Annotated in this window: 21 protein-coding genes and 1 pseudogene; 9 read left to right on the top strand and 13 right to left on the bottom strand. The window is 60.8% G+C overall.

What is annotated here, in order from left to right; translation table 11 throughout:
- The first annotated feature begins 30 nt into the window (after positions 1-30).
- Positions 31-732 (top strand): MgtC/SapB family protein, encoded by a 702-nt coding sequence (locus NW848_RS15990; protein WP_011429571.1) that lies wholly within the window; start codon positions 31-33, stop codon positions 730-732.
- A gap of 201 nt (positions 733-933) precedes the next feature.
- On the opposite strand, the gene NW848_RS15985 is transcribed toward NW848_RS15990, so the two are convergent.
- Complete coding sequence (locus NW848_RS15985; protein WP_414511360.1) at positions 934-1,575, bottom strand: TMEM165/GDT1 family protein; 642 nt, start codon at positions 1,573-1,575, stop codon at positions 934-936.
- 386 nt (positions 1,576-1,961) lie between these two features.
- Here NW848_RS15985 and NW848_RS15980 point away from each other — a divergent pair, with 386 nt between their 5' ends.
- Positions 1,962-2,084: a hypothetical protein gene (locus NW848_RS15980; RefSeq protein ID WP_041438124.1), complete on the top strand. Its 123-nt coding sequence runs from the start codon at positions 1,962-1,964 to the stop codon at positions 2,082-2,084.
- Between the two features lie 94 nt (positions 2,085-2,178).
- Positions 2,179-2,547: a YraN family protein gene (locus NW848_RS15975; protein WP_049749715.1), complete on the top strand. Its 369-nt coding sequence runs from the start codon at positions 2,179-2,181 to the stop codon at positions 2,545-2,547.
- On the opposite strand, the gene ruvX is transcribed toward NW848_RS15975, so the two are convergent.
- Positions 2,514-2,993 carry a Holliday junction resolvase RuvX gene (gene ruvX, locus NW848_RS15970; protein WP_011429602.1) on the bottom strand — a complete coding sequence of 160 codons (480 nt, stop codon included), beginning with the start codon at positions 2,991-2,993 and terminating at the stop codon, positions 2,514-2,516. The genes NW848_RS15975 and ruvX overlap by 34 nt on opposite strands.
- 110 nt (positions 2,994-3,103) lie before the next feature.
- Here ruvX and ahcY point away from each other — a divergent pair, with 110 nt between their 5' ends.
- Complete coding sequence (ahcY, locus tag NW848_RS15965; protein WP_011429603.1) at positions 3,104-4,384, top strand: adenosylhomocysteinase; 1,281 nt, start codon at positions 3,104-3,106, stop codon at positions 4,382-4,384.
- Between the two features lie 140 nt (positions 4,385-4,524).
- Here the strand turns inward: ahcY and NW848_RS15960 are convergent, their stop codons facing one another.
- Positions 4,525-5,736 (bottom strand): argininosuccinate synthase, encoded by a 1,212-nt coding sequence (locus tag NW848_RS15960; protein ID WP_011429604.1) that lies wholly within the window; start codon positions 5,734-5,736, stop codon positions 4,525-4,527.
- 566 nt (positions 5,737-6,302) lie between these two features.
- Here NW848_RS15960 and NW848_RS15955 point away from each other — a divergent pair.
- Complete coding sequence (locus NW848_RS15955; RefSeq protein WP_414402663.1) at positions 6,303-6,800, top strand: DUF4079 domain-containing protein; 498 nt, start codon at positions 6,303-6,305, stop codon at positions 6,798-6,800.
- Between the two features lie 78 nt (positions 6,801-6,878).
- Positions 6,879-7,751 (top strand): lipoyl synthase, encoded by an 873-nt coding sequence (lipA, locus tag NW848_RS15950; RefSeq protein WP_011429607.1) that lies wholly within the window; start codon positions 6,879-6,881, stop codon positions 7,749-7,751.
- On the opposite strand, the gene NW848_RS15945 is transcribed toward lipA, so the two are convergent.
- On the bottom strand, positions 7,748-8,962 hold the full coding sequence (locus NW848_RS15945) for an Era-like GTP-binding protein (RefSeq protein WP_011429608.1): 1,215 nt from the start codon (positions 8,960-8,962) through the stop codon (positions 7,748-7,750). The two genes, lipA and NW848_RS15945, sit on opposite strands and share 4 nt — an antisense overlap.
- Positions 8,963-9,131: 169 nt before the next feature.
- Between NW848_RS15945 and NW848_RS15940 the strand changes: the two genes are divergently transcribed.
- Both NW848_RS15940 and aroQ read left to right on the top strand, forming a co-directional pair.
- Positions 9,132-9,281 carry a hypothetical protein gene (locus tag NW848_RS15940; protein WP_011429610.1) on the top strand — a complete coding sequence of 50 codons (150 nt, stop codon included), beginning with the start codon at positions 9,132-9,134 and terminating at the stop codon, positions 9,279-9,281.
- A 208-nt stretch (positions 9,282-9,489) separates the two neighbouring features.
- Positions 9,490-9,993, top strand: a complete 504-nt coding sequence (aroQ, locus tag NW848_RS15935) for a type II 3-dehydroquinate dehydratase (RefSeq protein WP_011429612.1) — start codon at positions 9,490-9,492, stop codon at positions 9,991-9,993.
- 243 nt (positions 9,994-10,236) lie between these two features.
- Here aroQ and NW848_RS15930 read toward each other — a convergent pair whose 3' ends face one another.
- Positions 10,237-10,773, bottom strand: coding sequence for a thioredoxin domain-containing protein (locus NW848_RS15930; protein ID WP_011429613.1), 537 nt, complete (start codon positions 10,771-10,773; stop codon positions 10,237-10,239).
- Between the two features lie 334 nt (positions 10,774-11,107).
- On the opposite strand from NW848_RS15930, the gene NW848_RS15925 reads away from it, so the two are divergent.
- Positions 11,108-14,440, top strand: coding sequence for an AAA family ATPase (locus NW848_RS15925; protein WP_414402662.1), 3,333 nt, complete (start codon positions 11,108-11,110; stop codon positions 14,438-14,440).
- On the opposite strand, the gene NW848_RS15920 is transcribed toward NW848_RS15925, so the two are convergent.
- From NW848_RS15920 to NW848_RS15885, 8 genes and pseudogenes are all read right to left on the bottom strand, one after another.
- Complete coding sequence (locus tag NW848_RS15920) at positions 14,437-14,868, bottom strand: GerW family sporulation protein (protein ID WP_011429615.1); 432 nt, start codon at positions 14,866-14,868, stop codon at positions 14,437-14,439. The two genes, NW848_RS15925 and NW848_RS15920, sit on opposite strands and share 4 nt — an antisense overlap.
- A gap of 292 nt (positions 14,869-15,160) precedes the next feature.
- Entirely contained in the window at positions 15,161-15,424 is a 264-nt protein-coding gene (locus NW848_RS15915; RefSeq protein ID WP_041438126.1) for a DUF2973 domain-containing protein, read from the bottom strand.
- Positions 15,424-15,744, bottom strand: coding sequence for a DUF2605 domain-containing protein (locus NW848_RS15910; RefSeq protein WP_011429617.1), 321 nt, complete (start codon positions 15,742-15,744; stop codon positions 15,424-15,426). The genes NW848_RS15915 and NW848_RS15910 overlap by 1 nt, the downstream gene beginning before the upstream one ends.
- A 49-nt stretch (positions 15,745-15,793) precedes the next feature.
- A pseudogene (locus NW848_RS15905) lies at positions 15,794-17,284 on the bottom strand (cobaltochelatase subunit CobN); the annotation flags it as partial.
- Between the two features lie 26 nt (positions 17,285-17,310).
- Complete coding sequence (locus tag NW848_RS15900) at positions 17,311-18,489, bottom strand: transaldolase (protein WP_011429619.1); 1,179 nt, start codon at positions 18,487-18,489, stop codon at positions 17,311-17,313.
- Positions 18,490-18,757: 268 nt separating this feature from the next.
- The gene (gene casA / locus NW848_RS15895) at positions 18,758-19,114 is read right to left on the bottom strand and encodes a type I-E CRISPR-associated protein Cse1/CasA (RefSeq protein ID WP_414508270.1); all 357 of its coding nucleotides are present in this window, start codon (positions 19,112-19,114) and stop codon (positions 18,758-18,760) included.
- 16 nt (positions 19,115-19,130) lie between these two features.
- Positions 19,131-21,812: a CRISPR-associated helicase Cas3' gene (gene cas3, locus NW848_RS15890; protein WP_414402661.1), complete on the bottom strand. Its 2,682-nt coding sequence runs from the start codon at positions 21,810-21,812 to the stop codon at positions 19,131-19,133.
- A gap of 2 nt (positions 21,813-21,814) precedes the next feature.
- A complete protein-coding gene (locus NW848_RS15885) occupies positions 21,815-22,666 on the bottom strand; it encodes a helix-turn-helix transcriptional regulator (RefSeq protein WP_228375428.1) in 852 nt (283 codons plus the stop codon).
- Positions 22,667-22,861: the final 195 nt, after the last annotated feature.

Here is a 22,861-nt window from a genome sequence, read left to right as displayed (position 1 = left end):
CACTCCTCCACGGCAACTGGAGCATGCCCTATGACCTGGATTGACTTCACCTTCCGCCTAACGGTTGCCTTTATCTTGGGATCCCTTATCGGGCTGGAGCGCCAGTGGCGGCAGCGCATGGCCGGCCTGCGCACCAACACCTTGGTGGCCACTGGCGCAGCCTTGTTTGTCATGCTCTCAGTGCTCACCCCTGATGAAAGCAGTCCAACTCGCATTGCCGCCCAGGTGGTGTCGGGGATCGGCTTTTTGGCCGGGGGCGTGATCCTCAAAGAGGGGGCCAGCGTGCGCGGCTTGAACACCGCTGCCACCATCTGGTGTGCAGCAGCCGTAGGGGCTTTTGCCGGATCAGGGTACATTCCCCAAGCCACCATTGGGGCAGGAGCCGTGTTGATCGCCAACATTCTGCTGCGCCCCCTGGGCTACCGCATCAACCAACAGCCCCTCAAAGGCACGGAGCTGGAACTGGTCTATGAGTGTTCATTTATCTGCAAAAGCCATGCGGAAGCCCACCTGCGCGCCCTGCTGCTGCAGGGCATAGCGCCCACCCATCTCAAATTGCGAGCCCTCTACAGCGAAGACCTAGAAGACAAACCCGACCTGGTCAAAGTTGAAGCGGAGCTGGTCACCCAAACCCGCGACGACCAGGCTCTAGAACTTGTCGTCAGCCGCCTCAGCCTGGAGCCAGGAGTGATTACTGCCAGATGGCGAATTATCGAACAGGAATTTGGATAATCCGAACTTTTTTTCCGACTTCATGGGAGTTCTGCAGCCAAAAGGCAGAATGTGCCCAGCTCAACAAAGAGCGGACCTTCGCGCCATGAAGCGAGAGGAGATTTTGCAGTCCAAGCGGGAGCAGCTCCTACGGGTATGGTTGTTTCAAACCCGATTAAGACGCTCCTCCAGTGCTCGGCTCCACTGATGCAACGAGCTGTTTCATTGCTCTTTGAAATAACTACAGTTGTTTTCCCAACTGGTTACCAACGCAAACAGCAGAAACAAGCCGCCCCCCACCCAATGCACGGCCCGTTCAGAGATGTGGGCTGCTAAGAAGCGACCGCCCACCACCGCCAACCCCACCATCAGCCCATGGCCGAGGGTGGCCCCTGCCCAGACACTCAATCCCGGGTGGGTGGCTGCCAAGGAAACGGTGGCAATCTGGGTTTTGTCCCCGAACTCGGCCAAGGCGGTCAGGCTAAAGGCCTCCCACACAACAGCCCAAGCCCCGCCGCGGCCAGCGCCTTTTGCTTCGGCTTGCTCCACCAGCCTGAGGGCTTCTTCCTCTTCTTCCTTCTCCTGCTGGGGAGTCATTTGGTAAGCTTGCCAGAGCATTCTTAGCCCAAAAGCCGCGAAAACTCCAGCCGATAGCACTCGCACGCCCAGGGGTGGCAGCAGCTCAAAAAGCACTTTCCCGGCCACCACAGCCAGCAAGGTCATCGCGGCCAAAGCCAGCCACGTTCCCAAGAAGACCCAGCGGCGTGGGTGCCGCATAGCCAGAATCAGGGGGGTAAAAAAGGTCTTATCCCCAAACTCAGCTACTGTGACCAACAACAAACTGGACGCAAAACCGGCCCACATCGTTTAGCCTCCAACCTCTCTTGTGTGCAGAATCGGTTCACACCTGGAGGCGAAGGCTGGGAAAGTCAGACGGACTCACCAAGCTCACCTCCGCGTGAACTCAGTGAAAGTCTCGTCACCAAGGCAAGACGATGGGCTTGCCTTGTCTCTGGCACCGGGCTGCTTTTAGCCAGTATGTCGATGCAGAGGGCGGTAAGCCGCCTGACTACTCCCTTTCTAGCCTGAATGGTAGCATGCTCAGCTCATCCAGGAAAGCTCTCCGTTCGCGCCCGTAGGCCTTTGGGATCCCTGCCTTGCCGATGTTGATGCTGCTTCCCACAAGAGGGCTATGCAGGAGAGACAGGCTATCATGGTTACGGTTCAGGAGGAAATCAGGAGAAGGCCACGTGGATGCAAAGCTAGTCTTGGTGGGGGTTGCTTTTGCCCTCTCTTTGGCAAGTTTTTACTTCGGCACCCGCAACGGCTTTTACGACACCGATAAATATCACGGCAACGGCTCTGCCCACTAGGGCCAAGGGGGGAGCGATTCTGAATAGTTCCTTCGAGGAGTTTGTATCTAGGTAGGCTGGGGATCCCTTGCCCAAGCGAACTTCTCTCCAAAACATGGGCGAGGCTGGCGAAGCTTGTGTGCGGCAGTACCTGGAGGAGCAAGGCTGGCAGATCCTGGCGCAACAGTGGCGCTGTCGTTGGGGAGAGCTGGATCTGGTGGCCTCTAGGGCAGGGGAGTTGATTTTTGTGGAAGTGAAAACCCGCAGTGGCCAGGGCTGGGATCAAAAGGGGCTTTTGGCGGTTGGGATCCAAAAGCAGCAGCGCCTAATCCGGGCCGCCCAAGCTTTCTTGAGCCAGCACCCTGATCTTGCTGAACTAGCTTGTCGCTTTGATGTCGCGCTGGTGGAACAGCGACCGGGCAAGGAAGGGGTGAGCTACGCCTTGGCAGACTATCTGCAGGGCGCTTTTGAGCTCTGGGAATAGCGCCGCTCGTCCAGCCAAGTTTGGAGAATCACTGCCGCCGACTGCTGGTCGATAAGCGCTTTCTGGGCCTTAGCCGGGATCCCGGCCTGGCGCAGATCCCACTCCGCCTGTACGGTGCTCAGGTACTCGTTGACCGTAACCACCGGCAAATCCACGGCCGCCTGCAGCGCCCGCACAAACCGCTGCACCTTGCGGGCCTGGGATCCCACCGATCCATCCGCCAAAAGCGGGATCCCGACCACCACCACGGTGGCTTGGCGGCGGCGGATCCACGCCTGCACTTGGGCGATATCTTCCGGCAGGGAACGGCGCCGGATCACCCCCAGCCCCGTGGCCAGCAGCCCCAGCCCGTCGGAGCCGGCCACGCCGATGCGGCGGTTGCCCACGTCCAGCCCCAGCGCCGAAAAGGGATCCCTTGTGGCAGAATAGTTCAGGTCTGTTGACATCTGTTTGTCCCTCTTGCCGACATTGTAACGGCCTGAAACTCCCTCTCTCTGGCCGTGTAGCTCGGCTGAACCTCTATCCTTTTTCGACAACTCTCTTTGGAGCCTTCTCGATGACCAGCGCCACCCTGTCTCTCCCCAAGCACGAAGTTAAAGACCTGGGCCTCGCCTCTCTGGGCAGGCAACGGATCCAGTGGGCGGCGCGGGAGATGCCGGTGCTGGCCCAGATCCGGGAGCGCTTTGCCCAAGAAAAGCCCCTGGCCGGCCTGCGCCTGGTGGCCTGCTGCCATGTCACCACCGAGACGGCCAATCTGGCCTTGGCGCTGCAGGCAGGGGGAGCGGAGAGCGTCCTCATCGCCAGCAACCCCCTCTCCACCCAAGACGATGTGGCCGCCAGCCTGGTGGCCGACTACGGCATCTCGGTCTTTGCCATCAAGGGGGAAGATGTGGAAACCTACCGCCGCCATGTGCAAATTGCCTTGGATCACCGTCCCAACTTGATCATCGACGACGGCGGCGATGTGACGGCGGAGCTGGTGCAGCATCGCCAGGAGCAGCTCCCGGAGATCATCGGCACCACGGAAGAGACCACCACCGGCCTGGTGCGCCTGCGGGCCATGTCTAAGGCGGGGGTGCTCAGCTTCCCGGTGATGACCGTCAACGATGCCGAGACCAAGCACCTGTTCGACAACCGCTACGGCACCGGCCAATCCACCCTGGACGGCATCCTGCGCTGTACCAACATTCTTCTGGCCGGAAAAACGGTGGTGGTGGCCGGCTACGGCTGGTGCGCCAAGGGGGTGGCGATGCGGGCCCGCGGCATGGGATCCCAGGTAATCGTGACCGAGGTCAACCCGGTGCGGGCCCTGGAGGCGGTGATGGACGGCTTTCGGGTTATGCCCATGGCCGAGGCCGCTTCCCTGGGGGATCTGTTCATCACCGTCACCGGCAACAAGCACGTCATCCGCGGCGAGCACTTCGACCGTATGAAAGATGGGGCGATGGTCTGTAACGCCGGCCACTTCGACATCGAGATCGACCTGGTGGCGCTGCAAGAGCGGACGGTTTCCCGGCAGACGGTGCGCCCCTTTGTGGAAGAATACCGTCTCCAGTCGGGCAAATCGGTGTTCGTCCTGGGAGAGGGCCGGCTGATCAACCTGGCTGCCGCCGAAGGCCATCCCGCCAGCGTCATGGACATGAGCTTTGCCAACCAGGCCCTGGCCTGCGAGTACCTGGTGAAAAACCGTGGCCGCCTGGCGCCAGGGCTGCACCCCATTCCGGCAGAGATCGACGAGGCCATCGCCCGCCTCAAGCTCAAAGCCATGGGGATCTCCATCGACAGCCTTACCCCGGAGCAGATCGAGTACGGCAACACCTGGACGGCAGGAACCTAGAGAGAGCCCCTCACCTCCGCGGTGGCAAACCTGGCCCACCTGCGCCGTCGTGCCAGCAGGCAAGCGGCTTGACACCTCCCCCCCAGCAGGCTAGCCGGTTGACCAGCACCCCGGATGGACAAATTGCCTGGCGGTAGAGTTCAAGCACCACTGCCGCGGTGCACCTGCGCCCAAGTGCGGGTAGGCAGGCCCCAGATGTAGATGAAGCCTTCGGCAGCCCGGTGGTCGAATTGATCCCCTTCCCCGTAGGTGGCCAGCTCCGCGTTGTAGAGGGAGTAAGGGGAGCGGCGGCCCACGCAGACCGCCTGGCCCTTGTGCAGGCGCATCCGCACCACGCCGGTAACGCTTTTTTGGGTGGTGCGGATGAAGGCGTCCAGGGCCTCCCGCAGCGGCGAGTACCAGAGGCCGTTGTAGACCAACTGGCTGTAGGTGGTCTCGATGCCGTACTTGTAGTGGAGGACCTCGCGAGTGAGGGTGAGGCTCTCCAGCTCGCGGTGGGCCTGGATCAACACCGTTAGGGCCGGGCACTCGTAGATCTCGCGCGACTTGATCCCCACCAGCCGATCCTCGATCATGTCGATGCGACCGACACCGTGGCTGCCGGCCAAGGCGTTGAGCCGCTCGAAGAGGGCTCTGGGGCCGAGGCGCTGCCCGTCCAGCTCCACCGGGATCCCCTCTTCAAAGGCGATCTCCACGTAGGCGGGCTCGTCGGGGGTTTGAGCAATAGAGCGGGTGAGGGCGTAGACTTCCTCCGGCGGCTCTTGGTCGGCGTCCTCCAGGATCCCGGCTTCGACGCTGCGGCCCAGGATGTTGAGGTCGATGCTGTAGGGGCTGGATTTTTGTACTGGCATAGGGATGCCGTAGCGCTCGCCGTAGGCGATGGTCTCCTCGCGGGTCATGCCCCACTCGCGCGCCGGGGCCAGCACCTTGAGCTTGGGGTTCAAGGCGGCGATGGCCAGGTCGAAGCGGACTTGGTCATTGCCCTTGCCGGTGCAGCCGTGGGCCACGGCGTCGGCGCCCACCTCTTCGGCCACCTCCACCAACAGCTGGGCGATCAGGGGCCGGGCCAGGGCAGTGGAGAGAGGGTAGCGCTGCTCGTAGAGGGCATTGGCCTGGATAGCGGGGAAGGCGTAGTCGGCAATCAGGGTCTGGACGGCCTCCCGCACCAGGGATTGCTCGGCCCCGGCCCTCAGGGCCTTGGCTTGAATGGCCTCCAGCTCCGCCCCCTGACCCAAGTCCACCGCCAGGGTGACCACCGATTCCACCCCCCACTCGTGCTTGAGATAGGGGATGCAGACGGAAGTATCGACGCCCCCCGAATAGGCCAATACCACTTTCTTTGCCCGTCCCATGCTGCTGCGGATCCCTGTTCAAAAGAAGTTGCTAGCCCATTATGCCCTGTGGCTTGGATCTTGAGGCGGGGGGTGGCAGCGGACGAAGGGGAGACATCACGGTATCGGGGCGCGCCAAGGGATCCCTCCTCGGCCAGGCTTACGGAGGGAGGAAGAACGCCTTGTGCGCAAGGACGGTTTCCACCCTCGACCCAAGCCCAGAGGGCAGGCAGCAAGGCCGAAAAGGCAACAGCAATCGAGCTACCGGAAAAAAGCTAAAAGGGATCCACGGTTACCGAAAAGCGCCACAAAGCCCCTCCTGATCAAGGCTCCAACTGCTTACCCTGAAATTGGGGATGGCTTCTTGCAAGACTGGTTGGAAGACTGCTACTGGAATTGGGATCCGCAGCGTTACCCAAGTCGCAAAGCCCATCATCTGGCCCGCTGCCAATGGCAAATCCATTTCTACCAGCATCTGATGCAGATAGGGCTCCCACTCCCGGAGTCCACACGCGCCCGTGCCGCGACAGAAGTTTTTTAAATTTGTGTTAATTTAGGGGCAGCCTCCTCTTCGTTGCGCAATCCCTATGAACAGCGTTCAACTTCCCCAATGGCTGAAGCTGGCTTTGCCCTTCTTTCACCCTGTGCTGATGATTTTCGCCTTTGCCCTAGCTCTCTACGCTCTTTACCTGGGCCTGCAGGTGCGACGGCTGCGCACTGCTTCTGCACAAGAGCGCAAAGAACTCGTCAAGGGTAAGTTTGGCCAGCGGCACTTTCTTGCGGGATCCCTGTTCTTGCTGTTGATGGTGTTCGGGGCCCTGGGCGGCATGGGGGTGACCTACCTCAACAACGGCAAGCTGTTTGTTGGCCCCCACTTGCTGGCGGGATTGGGCATTGTGGCCTTGGTGGCTAGCTCTGCGGCTTTGGCGCCCCTGATGAAGGATGGCCAAAAGGCCTGGGCTCGCAATGTCCACCTCCTGCTGAATTTGGTGATTTTGGGGATCCTGGGCTGGCAGGCGGCGACTGGCTTTCAAATTGTGCAGCGCATCGTCAACCAGATGCTAACCTCTCCTCAGGTGGCCTAGCCCTTTTCCGGCCAAGGGCGATCGATCTGGAAGGCGTCCATGCCACAATGGACGCTATCTCTTCTTTCTCGTCCTCCCATGCCTGTTAGCTCTCTTCCCAGTTGGGTCAAGCGCTCTATCGGCAAGGCCAGCGATATCTCGGCAGTGCAGCAGGTGATCAAGCAGCGGGGCCTGCACACCATCTGCGAAGAGGGGCGCTGTCCCAATCGGGCCGAATGCTACAGCCAAAAGACTGCCACCTTCCTGCTGATGGGCGGGATCTGTACCCGCGCCTGTTCCTTTTGTCAGGTGGCTAGCGGGCGGCCCGCGCCGTTGGATCCGCAGGAGCCGGAAAAGGTGGCTGAGGCCGTTGAGCTGCTGGGGCTCCGCTATGTGGTGCTCACCTCGGTAGCTCGCGACGACCTGCCCGACCAGGGATCCGGCCGCTTCGTGGAGGTGATGGAAGCGATTCGGCGGCGCTGCCCTGGGATCCAGATCGAGGTGCTCACCCCCGATTTTCGCGGGGAGCGCGACTGCATTGCCCGTGTGGTGGCGGCCCGACCGACCTGCTACAACCACAACATCGAAACGGTGCGCCGGCTGTCGCAGGCGGTGCGGCGCAGCTCTGGCTACGACCTGTCGTTGCGGGTTTTGCGAACGGTGAAGGAGCTGGATCCCGGCCTGCCCACCAAGTCCGGCCTGATGCTGGGGCACGGCGAGACCCGCGCAGAAGTGCTGGAAACCTTTCGAGATCTGCTGGCGGTAGGCTGTGACCGGCTCACCCTGGGGCAGTATCTGCAGCCTTCCCTGGCCCATCGCCCGGTGCAGCGCTACTGGACGCCGGAGGAGTTTGTCGAGCTGGGCCAGATTGCCCTCCAGATGGGGTTTCGCCAGGTGCGCTCTGGGCCCCTGGTGCGCAGCTCCTACCACGCCGCCGAAATGGCTCAGGATGGCCGGGAAGAGGAACCCTAGGCCTTTTCAGCCAGCTCTTGGCTGCTGATGAGATCCCGCAAGAGGGCCCCTAGGCCGAACCCCTCTGGGGCAAACCGGAGCAACACCCGTGGCGCCAGGGATCCCAAGCGGTACAAACTCGCCCCCGCCACCAGACCCGGCAAGAGGCTGTTGCTCCAGCCTCCCCACAGCCAAGAGCTCACCCCCTCGGCCAAAAGCAGCAGCGCCCCATTGAGCAGCAGCAGTCGCCACAGCCCCTCCTGGGCGGATCCCAGCGCCTCCCGTAAGGATCCCCAGGGCAGGCGCAGCCGCATTCCCAGGCCCAACAGCCACAGCCCATCCAGTAGCGGCGCCAACAGCAGATCTAGCCCCAGTGGCGCCAAGCCCACCGCGATCCCCTTGCCGAGGGCGCAGGCCGTGCCCCATTGCTCGACAAAGCGGGCGTGGTGCTGCCACTGCTTTTGCCAGAGCTGGGCCTGGAGGTGCTCCAGCCGCTTCAGCACATTGAGGGCCAAGAGGGATCCCGCCTCTGCCTGCAAAATTTCCACAATGCGCCCTCGCAGGGCCTCGATCTGGGGTGCGGGCCGCTCCCATTCCAAGGTGATGCGGCCATCTGGCCAGTGGGTGCGCACCTTAGTGGGCTTGGGACGGGCGGCCACCGTCAAGATCTCCTGCGGCAACACCCAGCCCAAGTGGCGGCTGATCTGGGCGCGAATGGCCTGCAACTCGGCTTCCGAATAGAGATCGCACTTGTTCAACACCAGCAGGATGGGCTTGTGCAGGGTGCGCAGCTCCAACAGAGCCTGGTACTCCAACTGGGTCAGGTCTGCGGCGATGACAAACAGGATCAAGTCGGCGGCGCGGGCCACCTCCCAGGCCAACTGTTCGCGGGCTTCTCCGTTGATCTCGTTCAAGCCGGGCGTATCGATGAACCGTACCTGCCAAGGGATCCCCGGCCCCGGCTGCCACAGCAGCGATTGCGGCTGTTGCGTCACCCCGTTGAGGGGCCCTACCTCCAAGCGGGCCTCGCCGGTCAGGGCGTTCAAGACAGCCGACTTGCCGCGGTTGACCAGACCAAACACCGCAATGGAAAACACCCGAGTGACAAGACGCTTGCGCAGAGTGGATAAAGCTTTGAACTCCGGCTGCAGATCCTGACGGCTGGCCAGAGCTTGCCAGTGATCCCAGCAACGCTGAAAAACGGTTTCGGCTTGAGTTAGAGGAGTGGTCATCGACAACAAAAATGGCCTAACCCCCACTCTAAAAGGAATTGGTCCCCATAGCCACGCTGGTATTCCCCCCCAGCGTGGGGAAGTCCGCCGGGATCCGAAGCTCACAGAATGGGGCATGATCACCTTGGGGCATTGGCGCTCCTAAGTTAGGATCCCATCGACTGTTGCTATGCTGTACCGCCTCCCCAACTCTCTCCGCTGGCTCCGCCTTGGCGGATCCCATCGCTCCAAACAAGAGCGTCAAATTGTGCGCAGCCTGCTGGCCTTTGCAGGTGCCCTCCTGGTCGTGGATATCGTGCTCCTGAGCGCCCTTTACTAGTCCGATGGCATTTCCACGCTTGTCGGGAAAAAGCGCTATCATGGAGATCCATTGGTCAAGCTCCGTTGATGGCTCTGTAACTCCTACGAGGCAGGTCGGATGGATTGGGTAGAAAAAGTTCTCGAAAAGATCCGCGAATGGGTGGAACGTGTGATTGATACTCTTCTGGGAAGTCCTCAGCCCCAACCTGCTCCCATTCCCGTAGAAAATGGATCCCATCGTCGTCGTTAATCCGACTGCCATTGCTTCCGCTGGCGAGCTCCTAAGCCTTCTGGTTCTGCACGGCCCCAACCTCAACTTGCTGGGGGTGCGAGAAGTAGGCATCTACGGCTCGGTGTCCTTAGAACAGATCGATCGGGCGCTCCACCAGCAGGCAGAAGTTCTTGGGGCAAAGCTGGAGATCCTGCAGTCTAACCATGAGGGGGTGTTGGTCGATGCCATTCACCGGGCTCGCCAGCAGCACTCCGGCATCCTCATCAACCCTGGCGCCTACACCCACACCAGCATCGCTCTGCGGGATGCCATTGCTGCCGTAGGGCTGCCCACGGTGGAAGTTCACCTGAGCAATATCTATCGCCGCGAACCTTTCCGGCAACACTCCTACATTGCTGCTGTAGCCATCGGCCAAATCAGTGGATTTGGAGCCCACAGCTACCTATTGGGCCTACAGGCTCTAGTTCAGCACCTGCGGCTGCAGGCTGCCCAAGCCTAACCGAAGAAGTTTGGCCTTACCTCGACGCTGCCGAGACAGTCGCTGCTTGGCGATCCTCAACCGCGGGGACTCCCCCACCTGGAAGAGGTAGGCGCTGGTTTTCCCGGTGGAGAACATCCGTCCTCAGCGGCGTGGGAGAGGGGGGCGGGCGCAACTCAGGGAGCGGTTAACTGGCAAGACCAGTGGGCGGCTTAGAGGGACAGTTGGGAGCCTCAAGCCCGACAACTGGGAGCTCCTAGGTCTCTATCCATGGCTGCGCGGATCCGCCTGATGCGGGAGGACAGGCCTGCCCCGATCCAACTCAGACACCTGTCCGGCATTGGTCAACTGCAGGGGCTGCCCAGTTGCCAGAGCCAACACATTGCCCCGCAAAATGGCGGCAGGCTGCTCTCCGATGGCAAATCCCAGCACTTCCCCTTGACCATCCAAAAAGAGAAAGTGAGGGATCCCGTTCACCCGGTAGCGGCTCAACTCCGGCAGCCACTTGGGGTTGTCCACGTTCAGCATGACGAAGTTCACCTGATCGGCAAATTCTTTCTTCAGGCTGGCCAGGAGAGGTGCCATCGCTCGGCAGGTGGTGCACCAATCGGCGTAAAACTCCACCAGAGAAGGCTTGCCGTTGGCCTGCGCTTCCTCCCAGGACACTGCCTCTGCAGCCAAGTCAGCCAAGCTGGTGCCAGCCTGACGAGCTTGATTGGCTAAAAACAAGCCTGCCGCCAGGAGCACGGCCACCACGGCAACTAAACTGTTGCGCAACCGTTTTGCCCAGTCTTCCTTCATAGCTCCATCACTCCGCCATCTGGTGTTCCGCCTTCCCCGTTCTAACATCCCCCTCGCTCCGCAGTGGGCCAACTAGGTTCTGGATGGCTGTCTCCCGGGATCCCGGCTGGCGAGGAGGGCAGATGGACGTACTCCCCCTAGCTATAGCTTGCTCCGGCCCAGCAGTAAGCCTAGGAACTCTTAGTTACTGGTTCCGCAACCGCACTTGCTCCTTCGGGTTGCTCCGCCTCAGCAGCAGTGCCAGTTTCCCTGGTGGGCTCAGGGCGGTGGGACAACCGTTTTCTGGCTGTGGCAAAACTTGGGATCTAGCCAATAACTTCATAAACTGGAGCAAATGGCTCATCGCCATTGCTTTGCAGCGACCAGAGCCGCCCTTGTGATCCCAGTTCGCCTGACCTTACACAATTTTCTCTGCTACTCTCAGGCGGTTTTGGATCTGCGCGGGATCCACACCGCTTGCATTTGCGGCCCCAACGGGGCGGGCAAATCGGCTTTGCTCGACGCCCTTACCTGGGGCCTCTGGGGACAGAGCCGGGCCAGCAACGACAGCGATCTCATCCGCAAGGGGGCCAGCGAAACCTGGGTGGAGGTGGTCTACCGCTCGCGGGGGCAAACCTACCGCGTCCTGCGCAGTCGCCACCTCGCGGGGGAAGGATCCCTGGAGTGGCAAATTCAAACTGGAGAAAGCGACGGCCAAGCCCGTTGGCGCAGCCTCACCCGCCGCGGCCTGCGTGCCACCCAACAGGCCATCCAAAATCAGCTCGGCCTCGACTACGATACCTTTGTTCACTCGGCCTACCTGCGGCAGGGGCAGGCCGATGCCTTTACCCTGAAGCGTCCCGGCGAGCGCAAGCAGATCTTGGCCGACATGCTCAAGCTGGGGCAGTACGATCTGCTGGCGGAGCGTTGCCGCGAACAGGCCCGCAGCGCCAAGCTCAAAGCCGACCTGCTCCAAGAGCGCCTGCACAAGCTGGATCAACACCAGGTCTCTATCGAGCAGATGCAAGCCGAACTGGAGCAGCTTCAACAGCGGCAAATCCATCTGCAACAGCTCCTGGCCCAACAGCAGCAGGAATTACAGGCCCTAGAACGCGCCTATGAACATCGCCACACCCTGGAGGAGCGCCACCAGCAGCTTGCCCAGCACCTGAACAAGCTCAGCGTCAACCTGCACCACACCGAACAGCAATGGCGAGCTCAACGACAGCACCTGCTCCAGTTGCAAGAGCTGATTGCCCAAAGCGAGGAGATCCTGGCGGGCTACGAACGCTATCAAACCCTGATGGCCCAGGATCGCCATCTTCACCACCTCTTCGAGCAACAGCAATACCTGCTCCAAGAACGCCAAAAGCTGCAGGCCCAACAGGCCGAGCAACAACAGCAGCAACTGCGCAGAATGCAGCGGCTGCAACAGGAATTGGCCGCCTGCCAGGCCCAAGCCCAGGCCGATGCCCAGGTGCTGGCCGAACGAGAGCGCATCGAAAACGCCCTCCACCACTACCGGCAAGCCCAGGAGCGCCTGCAAAGCTTAAACGAGGCCCAGGCCCAAGCCGCTGCCCTCCTGGAGCAACAACGGCACTGGGAGGAGGAGATCCGCCGCGAGGGAGAACGTCTGCAAGCCCGCCTCCAGTTCCTCCAGGAGCACCTGCAAAGCCAGGAAACCCTGGCCCAACAGCAGCAGCACCTGGCCCAGAAAATTGCCGCCAGCGCTGCAGCCCTGGCCGAGCTGGAGCGGCAGCGCCTCTACCAGCAGCAGGTGTTGGAAAAAATCCAGGAGCGCCGCCTCTTTGTGCAGAAGCTGCAGGAGCGGCAGCGGGTTCTCCAGCACCAGTGGCAACAGGAGGAGGAACGCTGCCGCCTGCTAGAGGCTCCTTGGGAAGAGTTTCCTGTTGGCGATAGCGGAGCGGAGTCCCTCCACGCCGAGCGCTTGGATCCTGCAGAGCTAGAAGATCTGGATCGCCCGGATCACTTGGGCCCTTCGGATCCAGACTCTGGCCGGTGCCGTCCCACCCATGCTTTGACGGGGGCGAAGGCCATTGCCGAGGGAGCTGCAGAACCGGGATCCGAAGTAACCGCAGACCCCCTCTTCTCAGAGCAGCCTGCCGAGTCCATGCCAGCACCGCCCACCAAAGTGCCGACCGCCCCAATTTGGGTTTGCCCTCTCTGTGCCCGTCCGCTCAGCCCGTCCTTGAGGGCAGTGGTGCTGAAGAAACACCGCCAGCGGCAAGAGGAAATTGCTGGCGAGCTGTTTGTAATCCGCGAGCAATTGGCGGTGGCCGACCGGGAGATCGGGCTGCTGCAGGAAGAAGCCCAGCGTCTTGGCCAAGAGTTGGCCACCTGGGACGAGCGCCTGCACCTTCAGGGGCGCCTGCAACAGCAGTGGGAGGCTGAGCAGGAGCGGCAGCGGCAACTGGAGGCGCGGCGGGCAGAAGCCGCAGAACTGGAGCAGATCCTCAGCCAAGAAGCTTATGCCCAAGAGGCGCGGCAGCAGCTTGCCCAGATCCAACAGGCCCTGCAGCAGCTGGGCTATGACGAGCGGGAACATGCCTTGCAACGGGGAGAGGTGGAGCGCTGGCGCTGGGCCCTGGGCCGCTCCCACGAGCTGCGCAAAGCCCAGGAGCGCCGCGCCCGCCTAGGCGAGCAAATCGCCTCCCTGCAAGCGCAACTGGAGGCCCTGCAACAGGCGGGATCCCCTGACTCGCCGCTGGCAGAACGCCTGGCCCAGATCGAGCAGGCGCTGCACCAGGTCGGCTACGACGGATCCCTGCACCAGCAGGTAAAAGCAGAACTGGCCCAGGCGCAACTGTGGCCGGCCCGCCTGCAAGCCCTCCAGATGGCCCGCCAGGAGCTGCCGGAAGCCACAGCCCGCAGCCAGGCCCTGTCCCAACGCCTGCAGGAAAGCCGGCAACACTTTGCCCAGGCTGCCCAAGAGCTGGAAGCGCTGCAGCGACAACTGGCCGAGCACCCCGATGTTTCCCCGGCTCATCTAGAAGGGATCCGCCAAGCTCTGCAGGAGAACCGGCAAGAGCTGGATCTGGTGCTTTCTCAAATCGGGGCGGCCCGACAGCGGCTGCAGCAGGCTCTTGAACAGCAGGCGGAGCGGACGGAGCTGGAGCGACAACTGCAGCAGGCCCGCCGCCAGCAGCAGGTGTACCAGGAGCTGGCCAACGCCTACGGCCGCAACGGCATTCCCGCCCTGATCATCGAAAATGTCCTGCCAGAGCTAGAGGCCCAGGCCAACCAGATCCTGGGCCGCCTCACCCAACACCGCCTCCATCTGCGCTTTGTAACCCAGCGCTCGGGGCGGCGCTCGGAGAAGCTGATCGAGACCCTCGACATCCTCATCGCCGATCCCCGCGGCACCCGTCCCTACGAGACCTACTCTGGGGGAGAGGCTTTCCGCATCAACTTCGCCATCCGCCTGGCTCTTTCCCGCCTGCTTACCCAGCGCTCGGGATCCGACCTGCAAACGTTGATCATCGACGAGGGGTTTGGATCCCAGGACGCCACCGGGCGGGCCCAGTTGCTGGCGGCCATCAACGCCATTGCCTCCGACTTTGCCTGCATCCTGGTGATCACCCACATCCCCAGCCTGCAAGAGGCCTTTCCCCACCGCATCGACGTGCAGCCCTCCCCCCAGGGATCCCGCCTCTTCATTCGCGGCTAGTCATTTGGCTGGTCATTTGAGGATGAGGAGTTGTCGGCCCGGCTTTGCAACCACTGCTGCAGCAGGGGAACTATAGTCTCGCCAAGCTGGCTCCACTGGCTGGGCTTTTGGGCCGTGGTTAGCAGCTCCACCCGCTCCCCCCGGATCACCAAAAAGCCCACCGGCTCGATGCGCACCCCGCCCCCCGCTCCGCCAAACAGGCTGGCCGGATCCCGTCCGTTGCTGCGAAAGCCGCTGGCCGTTTTGCCAAAATGGCCCCCTCCTCCCCCAACGCCAAAGTAGAGCGACACGTAGGGGACAATCGTTGTGTCGCCAATGGTAATCGGCTGGCCAAAGGTCTGTCCCGTCTCCGCCAAAACCTTCAGCTTGCTCAGCACCGCCTCCAGGACGGCTGCCACCTCGAAATCGGAACTGGAATCGGATCCCATTGGTGACGTTTGCGCAAACGCTGCAGGCCAGCTCCAGAGGCCACTGGGTGAAGAACCAGATTGACTGCAGTTGTCTCAGACAAGATTAAGATACCTTGCTGCCTACCCAAGCGCCCCGCGCCGCTGCCCTCACCCCTGGCCCCTCTCCCTGAGGGAGAGGGGAGTTGGGGATAGTTCTCGGCGCCAAATGTTTTACTGCAACTTCATCCAGGAAAGGCTGCTCACCCCCACACCTGACTCGGGCCGACACCGAGAAAGGGGGAGCTCCTGCGCCGCTCTTGAACTCCCTTTTTTAGTCCTCGTCGGGAGAGCCAGAGTAGAGATCCTCCAGGCGGCTGCGGGCCTCTTCCAAGCTGGCCGAGCGAATGACCAGCAAGGGCTCTTCCGTCAGGTTGCCTTCTTCATCCAACAGCTCTGGGTGGGGCACCTGCCGGCGGCCTCGACGTGGCGAGGCCTTGCGCTCTTCTTTGCTCAGAGTAACCACGTTGGCCACCAGGTTGCGCAGGGCTACAAAGGCAATGGCCACAAAAGCGATGAGGTAGAGGATCTGCAGCATCACGGGTCAGATGAGTCGGAGGAGGGGTGAATTTGGCGAAAGCGACGGCCCAGCTCGGCGCACTCCATCAGCAGGCGATGCCATTTTGCCATCAGGGCCGGGTCAACGCCAACTTCATTATCCGACAACTGATAGAGGGCTTCCGCTGCCTGGAGCTCCGCTTGGGCAGCCAAAACCCGCTCCAGGAGGGCCTGCTGCGCCTCTGGGCTGATGAATTCTAAAGTTTCTTCTTGCAAAAAGCGACGAGAGCGCTCAAACCAGTAGCGGTAATCTTCCAGCAGGGGCCCCAGAATCTCTCGCAACAGCTTGGCTTTGCTCATGGATCGGGATCCCTCCGCGTCTGGTTTGCTGAGAGCATCTTAGCCGAACTTAACCTTCCCCCGCCAGGGATCCCTGGGTAGCCTCCAGGCGGGCTTCCGTCTCCAGCATCAGGGCTTCTAGGTGGGGCACCAGCTCCGGCGCCTGCTCTTGCCAGTAGCCCCGCTGGTGGGCTTCCAGCAGCCGCTCGCTCATGTCCCGCAGCGCCCAAGGGTTGTGGTTGCGCAAAAACTGCTGCACCCGGGGATCCAGCAAGTAGGCGCGGGCCAGGCCAGCGTACATAAAGTCCGGCACGGCGTGGGTGGTGACGTCGTAGGCGAAGAGGTAGTCCAGGGTGGCGGCCATCTCGAAGGCGCCTTTGTAGCCGTGGCGCATCACGCCGGCAATCCACTTGGGGTTGACGACGCGGGCGCGGTAGACGCGGTCGATTTCTTCGGCCAGGGTGCGGATCTTGGGGTTGTGGGGACGGGCGTGATCCCCGAAGTAGATCTGGGGGTTGCGGCCCTGGAGCGCCCGCACCGCTGCCACCATGCCTCCCTGAAACTGGTAGTAGTCGTCCGAGTCAAGGAGATCGTGCTCGCGGTTGTCTTGGTTGTGCAGGACAATTTGCAGGCGGGCCAGTTGCCGCCGCAGGGCTGCGGGGGCCGGCTCTCCTTCGCCCTCGGCCCGGTAGGCGTAGCTGCTCCAGTTGAGGTAGGCGCGGGCCAGATCCGCTTCCGTTTCCCAGTTTTGCGCCTCGATCAGCCCCTGCAGGCCGGCTCCGTAGGCCCCCGGCTTGGAGCCAAAGATGCGCAGCCGCGCTTGCTTTGCCGCTTCTGAAGGCGGGATCCCTTGCTCCTGCCAGTACTGGGTATCGGCCAGCACCTGGGCCCGCAGGGGGTTGTCGCTTTCCGGCTCCTCCAGGGCGGCCACGGCCTGCACGGCGCGGTCGAAGAGGGCAATCAGGTTGGGAAAAGCATCGCGAAAGAACCCAGAAATGCGCAGGGTTACATCCACGCGGGGCCGGCCCAAAACCGCCACGGGCAAAATCTCAATATCCACCACCCGTCCCCCCTCCCAGCGGGGCCTGACTCCCAAGAGCGCCAGCGCCTCGGCCCAGTCGTCGCCGCCGGTGCGCAGGGTAGAGGTGCCCCAAACGGATAGGCCCAGGTGGCGGGGATATTCCCCCTGCTCTTGCACGTAGCGCTCCACCAGCCGCTCGGCAGCCAGCGAGCCAACCTGCCAGGCGGTGGGGGTAGGGATGGCGCGGATATCCACCGAGTAGAAGTTGCGCCCGGTGGGCAACACCTCCACCCGGCCCCGGGTGGGGGCACCGGAAGGGCCGCTGGGCACATAGCCGCCGTTGAGCCCGTGCAGGAGATGCCTCAGCTCCTGGGGGGTTTGCTGCAGCCGAGGGAGCAAGTCGGTCTCGATCCAGTGCAGCACTTGTCTGGCCGCCGGCCCCGGCGGCGGATCGTAAGGGATCCCCTGCAGATACTGGGCAATCCAGCGGCGGGCCTGGGCCTCCAGGGCGGCTACTGCGTCTCCAAAGCGGCGAAAGCTCTCGCCCATAGGGCTTGCTTGCCTGGCTAATTTCTCAGATAAACGGCTGCCCCCAGTCCGACCAGCATTTCTTCGGGAGTAATTTTGCCATCTTGGTTAGTGTCGAGGGCATCGAAGACGCGATCTGCTCCCATCCACTCCTCGCGGGTGATGAAGCCATCCCCATCCAGGTCGTAGATGCGGAAGACATCCTGGGCGGCGTGGGTAATCGTTTCCTTGGCGCCCTCCAGCTTCTGCAGCCGCTCGGTGAGCAGTTTTTCCAGCACCTCCAGCGCCTTGGAGAAGCCCTGGATCCCTTCTTCTAGTTTTTCCGAGGCCATGCGGTTTTCCCGGTGCATCTGGTCGAAGGTGGCCCGATCCATCACCAGGCGGGGAATATCCATTTTCTTAGCTTTTTCCGGATCCAGCTTGCGCTCCAGGTGGCCCTCGGTGTTTTGCAGCTCCGCCAACAAAGCCGGCGAGATGGTTAGGAGATCGCAGCCGGCCAGCTCGATGATCTCGCCAATGTTGCGGAAGCTGGCCCCCATCACTTCCGTTGGGTAATCGTATTTGCGCAGATAGTTGTAGATCTGGGTTACCGACTGCACGCCTGGATCTTCGGCGGGCGGGTAGCTCTCCCGGCCTGTGTGTTTTTTGTACCAATCCAGGATGCGGCCCACAAAGGGCGAGATGAGGGTTACCCCCGCTTCGGCGCAGGCAATGGCCTGGTGCAGGCCAAACATCAAAGTCAGGTTGCAGTGGATCCCTTCTTTTTCCAGGATCTCGGCGGCGCGGATCCCTTCCCAAGTAGCCGCAATCTTAATGAGCACCCGCTTGGGATCCGCCCCTGCCGCCTTGTAGAGCTCGATGAGATGGCGGGCCTTGGCCACGGTGGCTGCTGTGTCGTAGGAGAGCCGGGCGTCCACCTCCGTCGAAACCCGACCGGGGATGATGGACAAAATGCGCACGCCAAAGGCCACCGCCAGTTGGTCGATGGCGTGGGCCACCACGGCTTTGGTGTCGGCTTTGGATCCCAGGTCTTGGCGGGCCTTGAGCAAGGTCTCATCGACAATGCCCTGGTACTGGGGCATTTGGGCGGCTGCTGTAATCAAAGAGGGATTGGTGGTGGCATCCTGCGGCTTAAAGGTCTCGATGGCGTTGATATCCCCCGTGTCGGCCACCACCACCGTCATCTCTCGCAACTGCTCCAGCAAGCTCCTGCTCATACTCCCCTCCTTAGATATCGCGCTTCTGCGACCTAGCCCCAGTGTCGCCCACCTAGGCAAGGGATCCCGGTAGATGTGAGATTGTCTTAATTGTCTAGCCGGCTACTCCCACAGATGTGGGGACAACGTACAGCAGGAGAACTACTAGGGGGCTCATAGATTGGTTCACCCCCACGGGTGTGGGGACAACTTGCGAGAGAATTCGATATCGAGGACGGCGAGTCGGTTCACCCCCACGGGTGTGGGGACAACCAGTGTTTACAGAGCGCTAGAGGCCCTGGAGGAGCGGTTCACCCCCACGGGTGTGGGGACAACGGCTTTCCCCCACTGACAGCACGGCAAAAGACGGGCGGTTCACCCCCACGGGTGTGGGGACAACCTTTCCATTGTCTTGAAAGATTTCCTTCCAGTGATCCGTATCTTTTGGTCCAAGATAGGCTCGGTGCATTATTGCCAGTAGAAAACGGTAGAGAGCTAAAGTAGTAGGCGGATTATCTCCTCGCATCTCTTTCAGGCTTTCCCACTCTCTAAATAACTCAACTAAAGACAACTCTTGGATTCGAAAATCGGGATCGAGTACAGGGATCCACTTTTCTTTGGTGAGATTAAAGGACTGAGTTTCCATGAGCTCCTCCCTAACGTTAGCTGTTCATCTTCTCGATGGTGATCCCTAGGTTAGGATCCAACCGCAGTCGCCATTTGCCAACTTGAGCCCAGCCTTCGGCGTTCAAGACAACGTAGCGACAGTTACGCAGCAAAGCAGATGTCCAAGTTTTGGGGTTTTCCCGCCTCAGCAGCTCCTTTACAAGCTCCTGGCGGGAAGCAATGCGAACACTGTGGGCCAGTAGCCTACGAATCATCGGCAGGCTGGGCTCAGTTTCTAGATCCACTGGATCGTGAGAGCCGGGAAAGACTAAACCGGTCTTCCCTTGTTGCAAGAAAATTGTCGCCACCGAAGGCTGCCCAAGTCTGGTAACGGCAGCGATAGTGCTTTCGTCATCCTCTTTTTTTAGGTAGGTAAACTGTTCGGGCCTCACATCAGCATTTGGCGGTGGGATCTTTACTTCATTAGCTCGAGATCTTTTAGCATCCTCTTCTTCAACTTTGTACTTTTCCAAAGACTCTCGCCAATCTTGAGCATGAACGGTTTCCAATGCTTCGGGGATAGGCATCTCCAAGTCATATACCGATTCGATTAGGTCGTCGATTTCTTCAGGCAATTGCACGTTGCAACGCTCTCTTAGAGCCAGCCAACTGCGTAGGAGAATGTGCCGATCGTAGATAGAGCTGCTCTCCCGAAAATTAGCCTTGCCCTCCTCGGCTAGCTCTGGTTCCACTATCCACAAGTAGGGAGCAGATAGCTCAGGTGGTCGCTTGTCCCGCGGATGGCGGTGGAGCCGCCCAGAGCGCTGTAGGAGAAGATCAATGGGAGCGGGATCGCTGATCATTAAGTCAAAATCCACATCCAAGCTTTGCTCAATGACCTGGGTTGCCACCAAAACAAAACGAGAGGGACGGAGATGTCCATTTTTGCCGAATCTCTCCAGGCATTGCTTCTCAATCTGCTCTCGATCTTTGAATAAAAAGCGCCCGTGAAACAGGCCCAATTCTTCCGGCGGAAAATACTTCTGGAGATGCTGAAACACCCACTGGGCGCGATCTACCGTTGAGCAGATAACAGCAACGCACCCGCCCCCTTTGGAAAGCACTTGCGAGAGTTCTGCGGGCCACTGGTCATCCCTGACCCAGCGGATCCCCAATTGACGGCGCACATGCTCGGAAGGAGCAAAAGACTGAGCTAGGGCCGCTCCAGAAGCTAGGGCTGTGATGCGAGGGTAAGGGGCATTAGGTGAGTCGGGCGGGGGCTGTCCACAGCCTCTGGCATAGGCAGCCAGCAATCGTTGGCGGGTACCGGCGGGCAAGGTGGCCGAGAGGGCGATCACGGGGGATCCCAAAACGGCTGCCCACTCCAAAAATCGCTCCAGGAGAGTGCTGGTGTAGAGGTCGTAGGCGTGGATCTCGTCCAGGATGATGATGCGGCCTGCCAGACCAAACAGGCGGACAAACTGGTGGCGGGCCCGTACTGCTCCCATCAGAGCCTGATCAAGGGTGCCCACCCCGTAAGGGCTGAGCAGCGTCCGCTTGCGGGCAGTGTGCCACTCGCTGGCAAAAACGCCTTTGCCCTCCTGGTCATAAACCTGATCCAGGCGACAGACGGTGTCCAGGTAATCTTCTTTGAGAGCTGCTGCCCCATGGCTGAGGGTTAGGTTTACGATGGCATCGGGATAGCGCTTTTGCAAAAATGACTTGACGCGCTCGAACATGGCGTTGCTGGTTGCCTGGGTAGGCAGGCCGATGTAAAAGCCACCGGCTCCGGCTTGATGCTGCAGGTGGTCGGCCAGGTAGAGCGCAGCTTCGGTTTTGCCCTCTCCCATGGCGGCCTCGACAATGACCAAGCAGGGTGGAGCCAGCCTGTCCTTCAGGTTAATGGCTGCCAATTGCAGCGGTCGCGGCTCGCTGATGAAGTCAAAGAGAGCCTGAAAAGTAAGAGGGCTGTCTGTGGGGGGCGCAATCCAACCCTGGGCTTTCAGGGCTTGTTGGGCCTTTTCGGCTATTCCTTGAGCGTAGGTCTCGAAGGGCTCGTCGTTGGCGTAGGGAAAACTCTCCGTATTCGAGGCAATCCAGTCGGCAACGGTTGCCAGGCCGGCCAAGATCATGGCGGCGGAATTGCTGCAGCGGGCAGGGATCCCCTCCCTCTTCAGCCCAACAAAATCTTGTAGTTGCTGGAAGATCTCTCGACGAAATGGGATCCACTCCCCTCGACCGACATCGTCGGGGGAGAGACTTTGAATATCCTGAAGTCCCGGGAAAAAGCCATGATGACCGCCGACAATAGCTGACAATTTTTGGGCCAGTTTCTTGGGCAGCCCCAGCTCTTCCAGAAAGCCGGGCAAGGTTGCGGCGGTAACCGTTCCATGAGGGGCTGCTTGGCCAGTGTTGGGATAGCTGCGCCACAGGTCGTAGAGACGGGATCCCACCAGCGCTTTTCCCACCTCGCTCACTTGAAATTGAAAGGCAGGACTGACTTTGCCTAGGTCGTGACACCCTGCCATGAACCCGCAAAAGCGAGCTAAGGGATCCCCTTCCAGCCCCAATCCTACTGAGAGCTGCTGACGAGCAAGGGGGCTAAGGTAGGTTTGCACGATCTCCATGGCCACAGCTGCCGTATCGGCTAGGTGGCAGAGGACGGGATGGTACAGAGGTCGGCCATCTTCTCGCAACTGTCCCTGTCCGGTCTTGGCCCAAAATCGGGACTTGCTCATCGCTAGGGCTCCTCGTCAACGTACTGCCGGCTCATCTCGCAGATCTCTTGCCGCATCATGTCCACCAAATCCGGAGGCTCCAGCACTCTGGCTCCTCTGCCGTAGCCCAGCACCCAGCGCTTTACATCATTCATCCCCCGCACGGTTATGCGCAGAATCAGGGATCCGTCTGGGTTTTCTTCAATGACCTGGGTCGGATGCCAGCGCCGCTCCCGAATGAAGGGTGCCGTTTGGGCGTCAAACCAAATTCTTACCTGGCGAGGGATCCCGCCCGCCTCATGCTGAAAAATCATCGCCAGATGGGCTTTGGGATCGAAAGTCGGGTCGATCTCAAAAGTTTCCGGCAGGGTTTTGAGAGCCAGGATCCGATCTACCCGGAACCAGCGCACTTCTTGTCTTTTGTGGCACCAGCCAATCACGTAGGGATTGGTGCCGCGGTAGATGTGCAAGAGATAGGGATCCAACTCCCGTTCCGACACTTGATCGCCTCGGCTGGCGGTGCGATAGCGCATCCACACTCGTCTTTTCTCCCGACAGGCATCCTCCAACCGCTGCCAAATCTCCCAATCCAGATGGGTTTCTGCCCCTGCCCGAAAGATGAGCCGCTCATCGGCTAGCTGCTGGAGATCCAGCCACTCCTGCTCTGGAAGCCGTTGCGCCAACCGCCCAATTGCCGAGCGCAACTGCGGGGCATAGGCCGATCCGGCGTAGGCTTCCAGCATTCTCGCTCCCAAAGTCAGGGCAAACAGCTCCCCCTTAGTGAGGGGTATCGTCGGCAAGCGCCATTCCCGATCAGTGTAGTGATACCCTTTTTCACGGCTGACTTTGATGGGGGCTTGAAAGCGATCCTTCAAGAAACTAATATCCGCTCGAACCGTTCGTTCACCTATTTTCGGGCTGGAGGCCCGCACCATAGCCGCAGGCTTGGTGCCGGGAGGAAAGCCCGCCTGCTAGTCAAAGCCTGGATGAGCTACAATAAGCCCATGAGCCAGATTATCTCTGTACGTTGCAAGCTGATAGTCCCACAAGAGTTGCGTCAAGAAATTGAC

The organism is Synechococcus sp. RC10A2 (assembly GCF_047502605.1).
The sequence above is the reverse complement of the archived record's forward strand: the minus strand, read 5'-3'. Positions and strand labels throughout refer to the sequence as shown.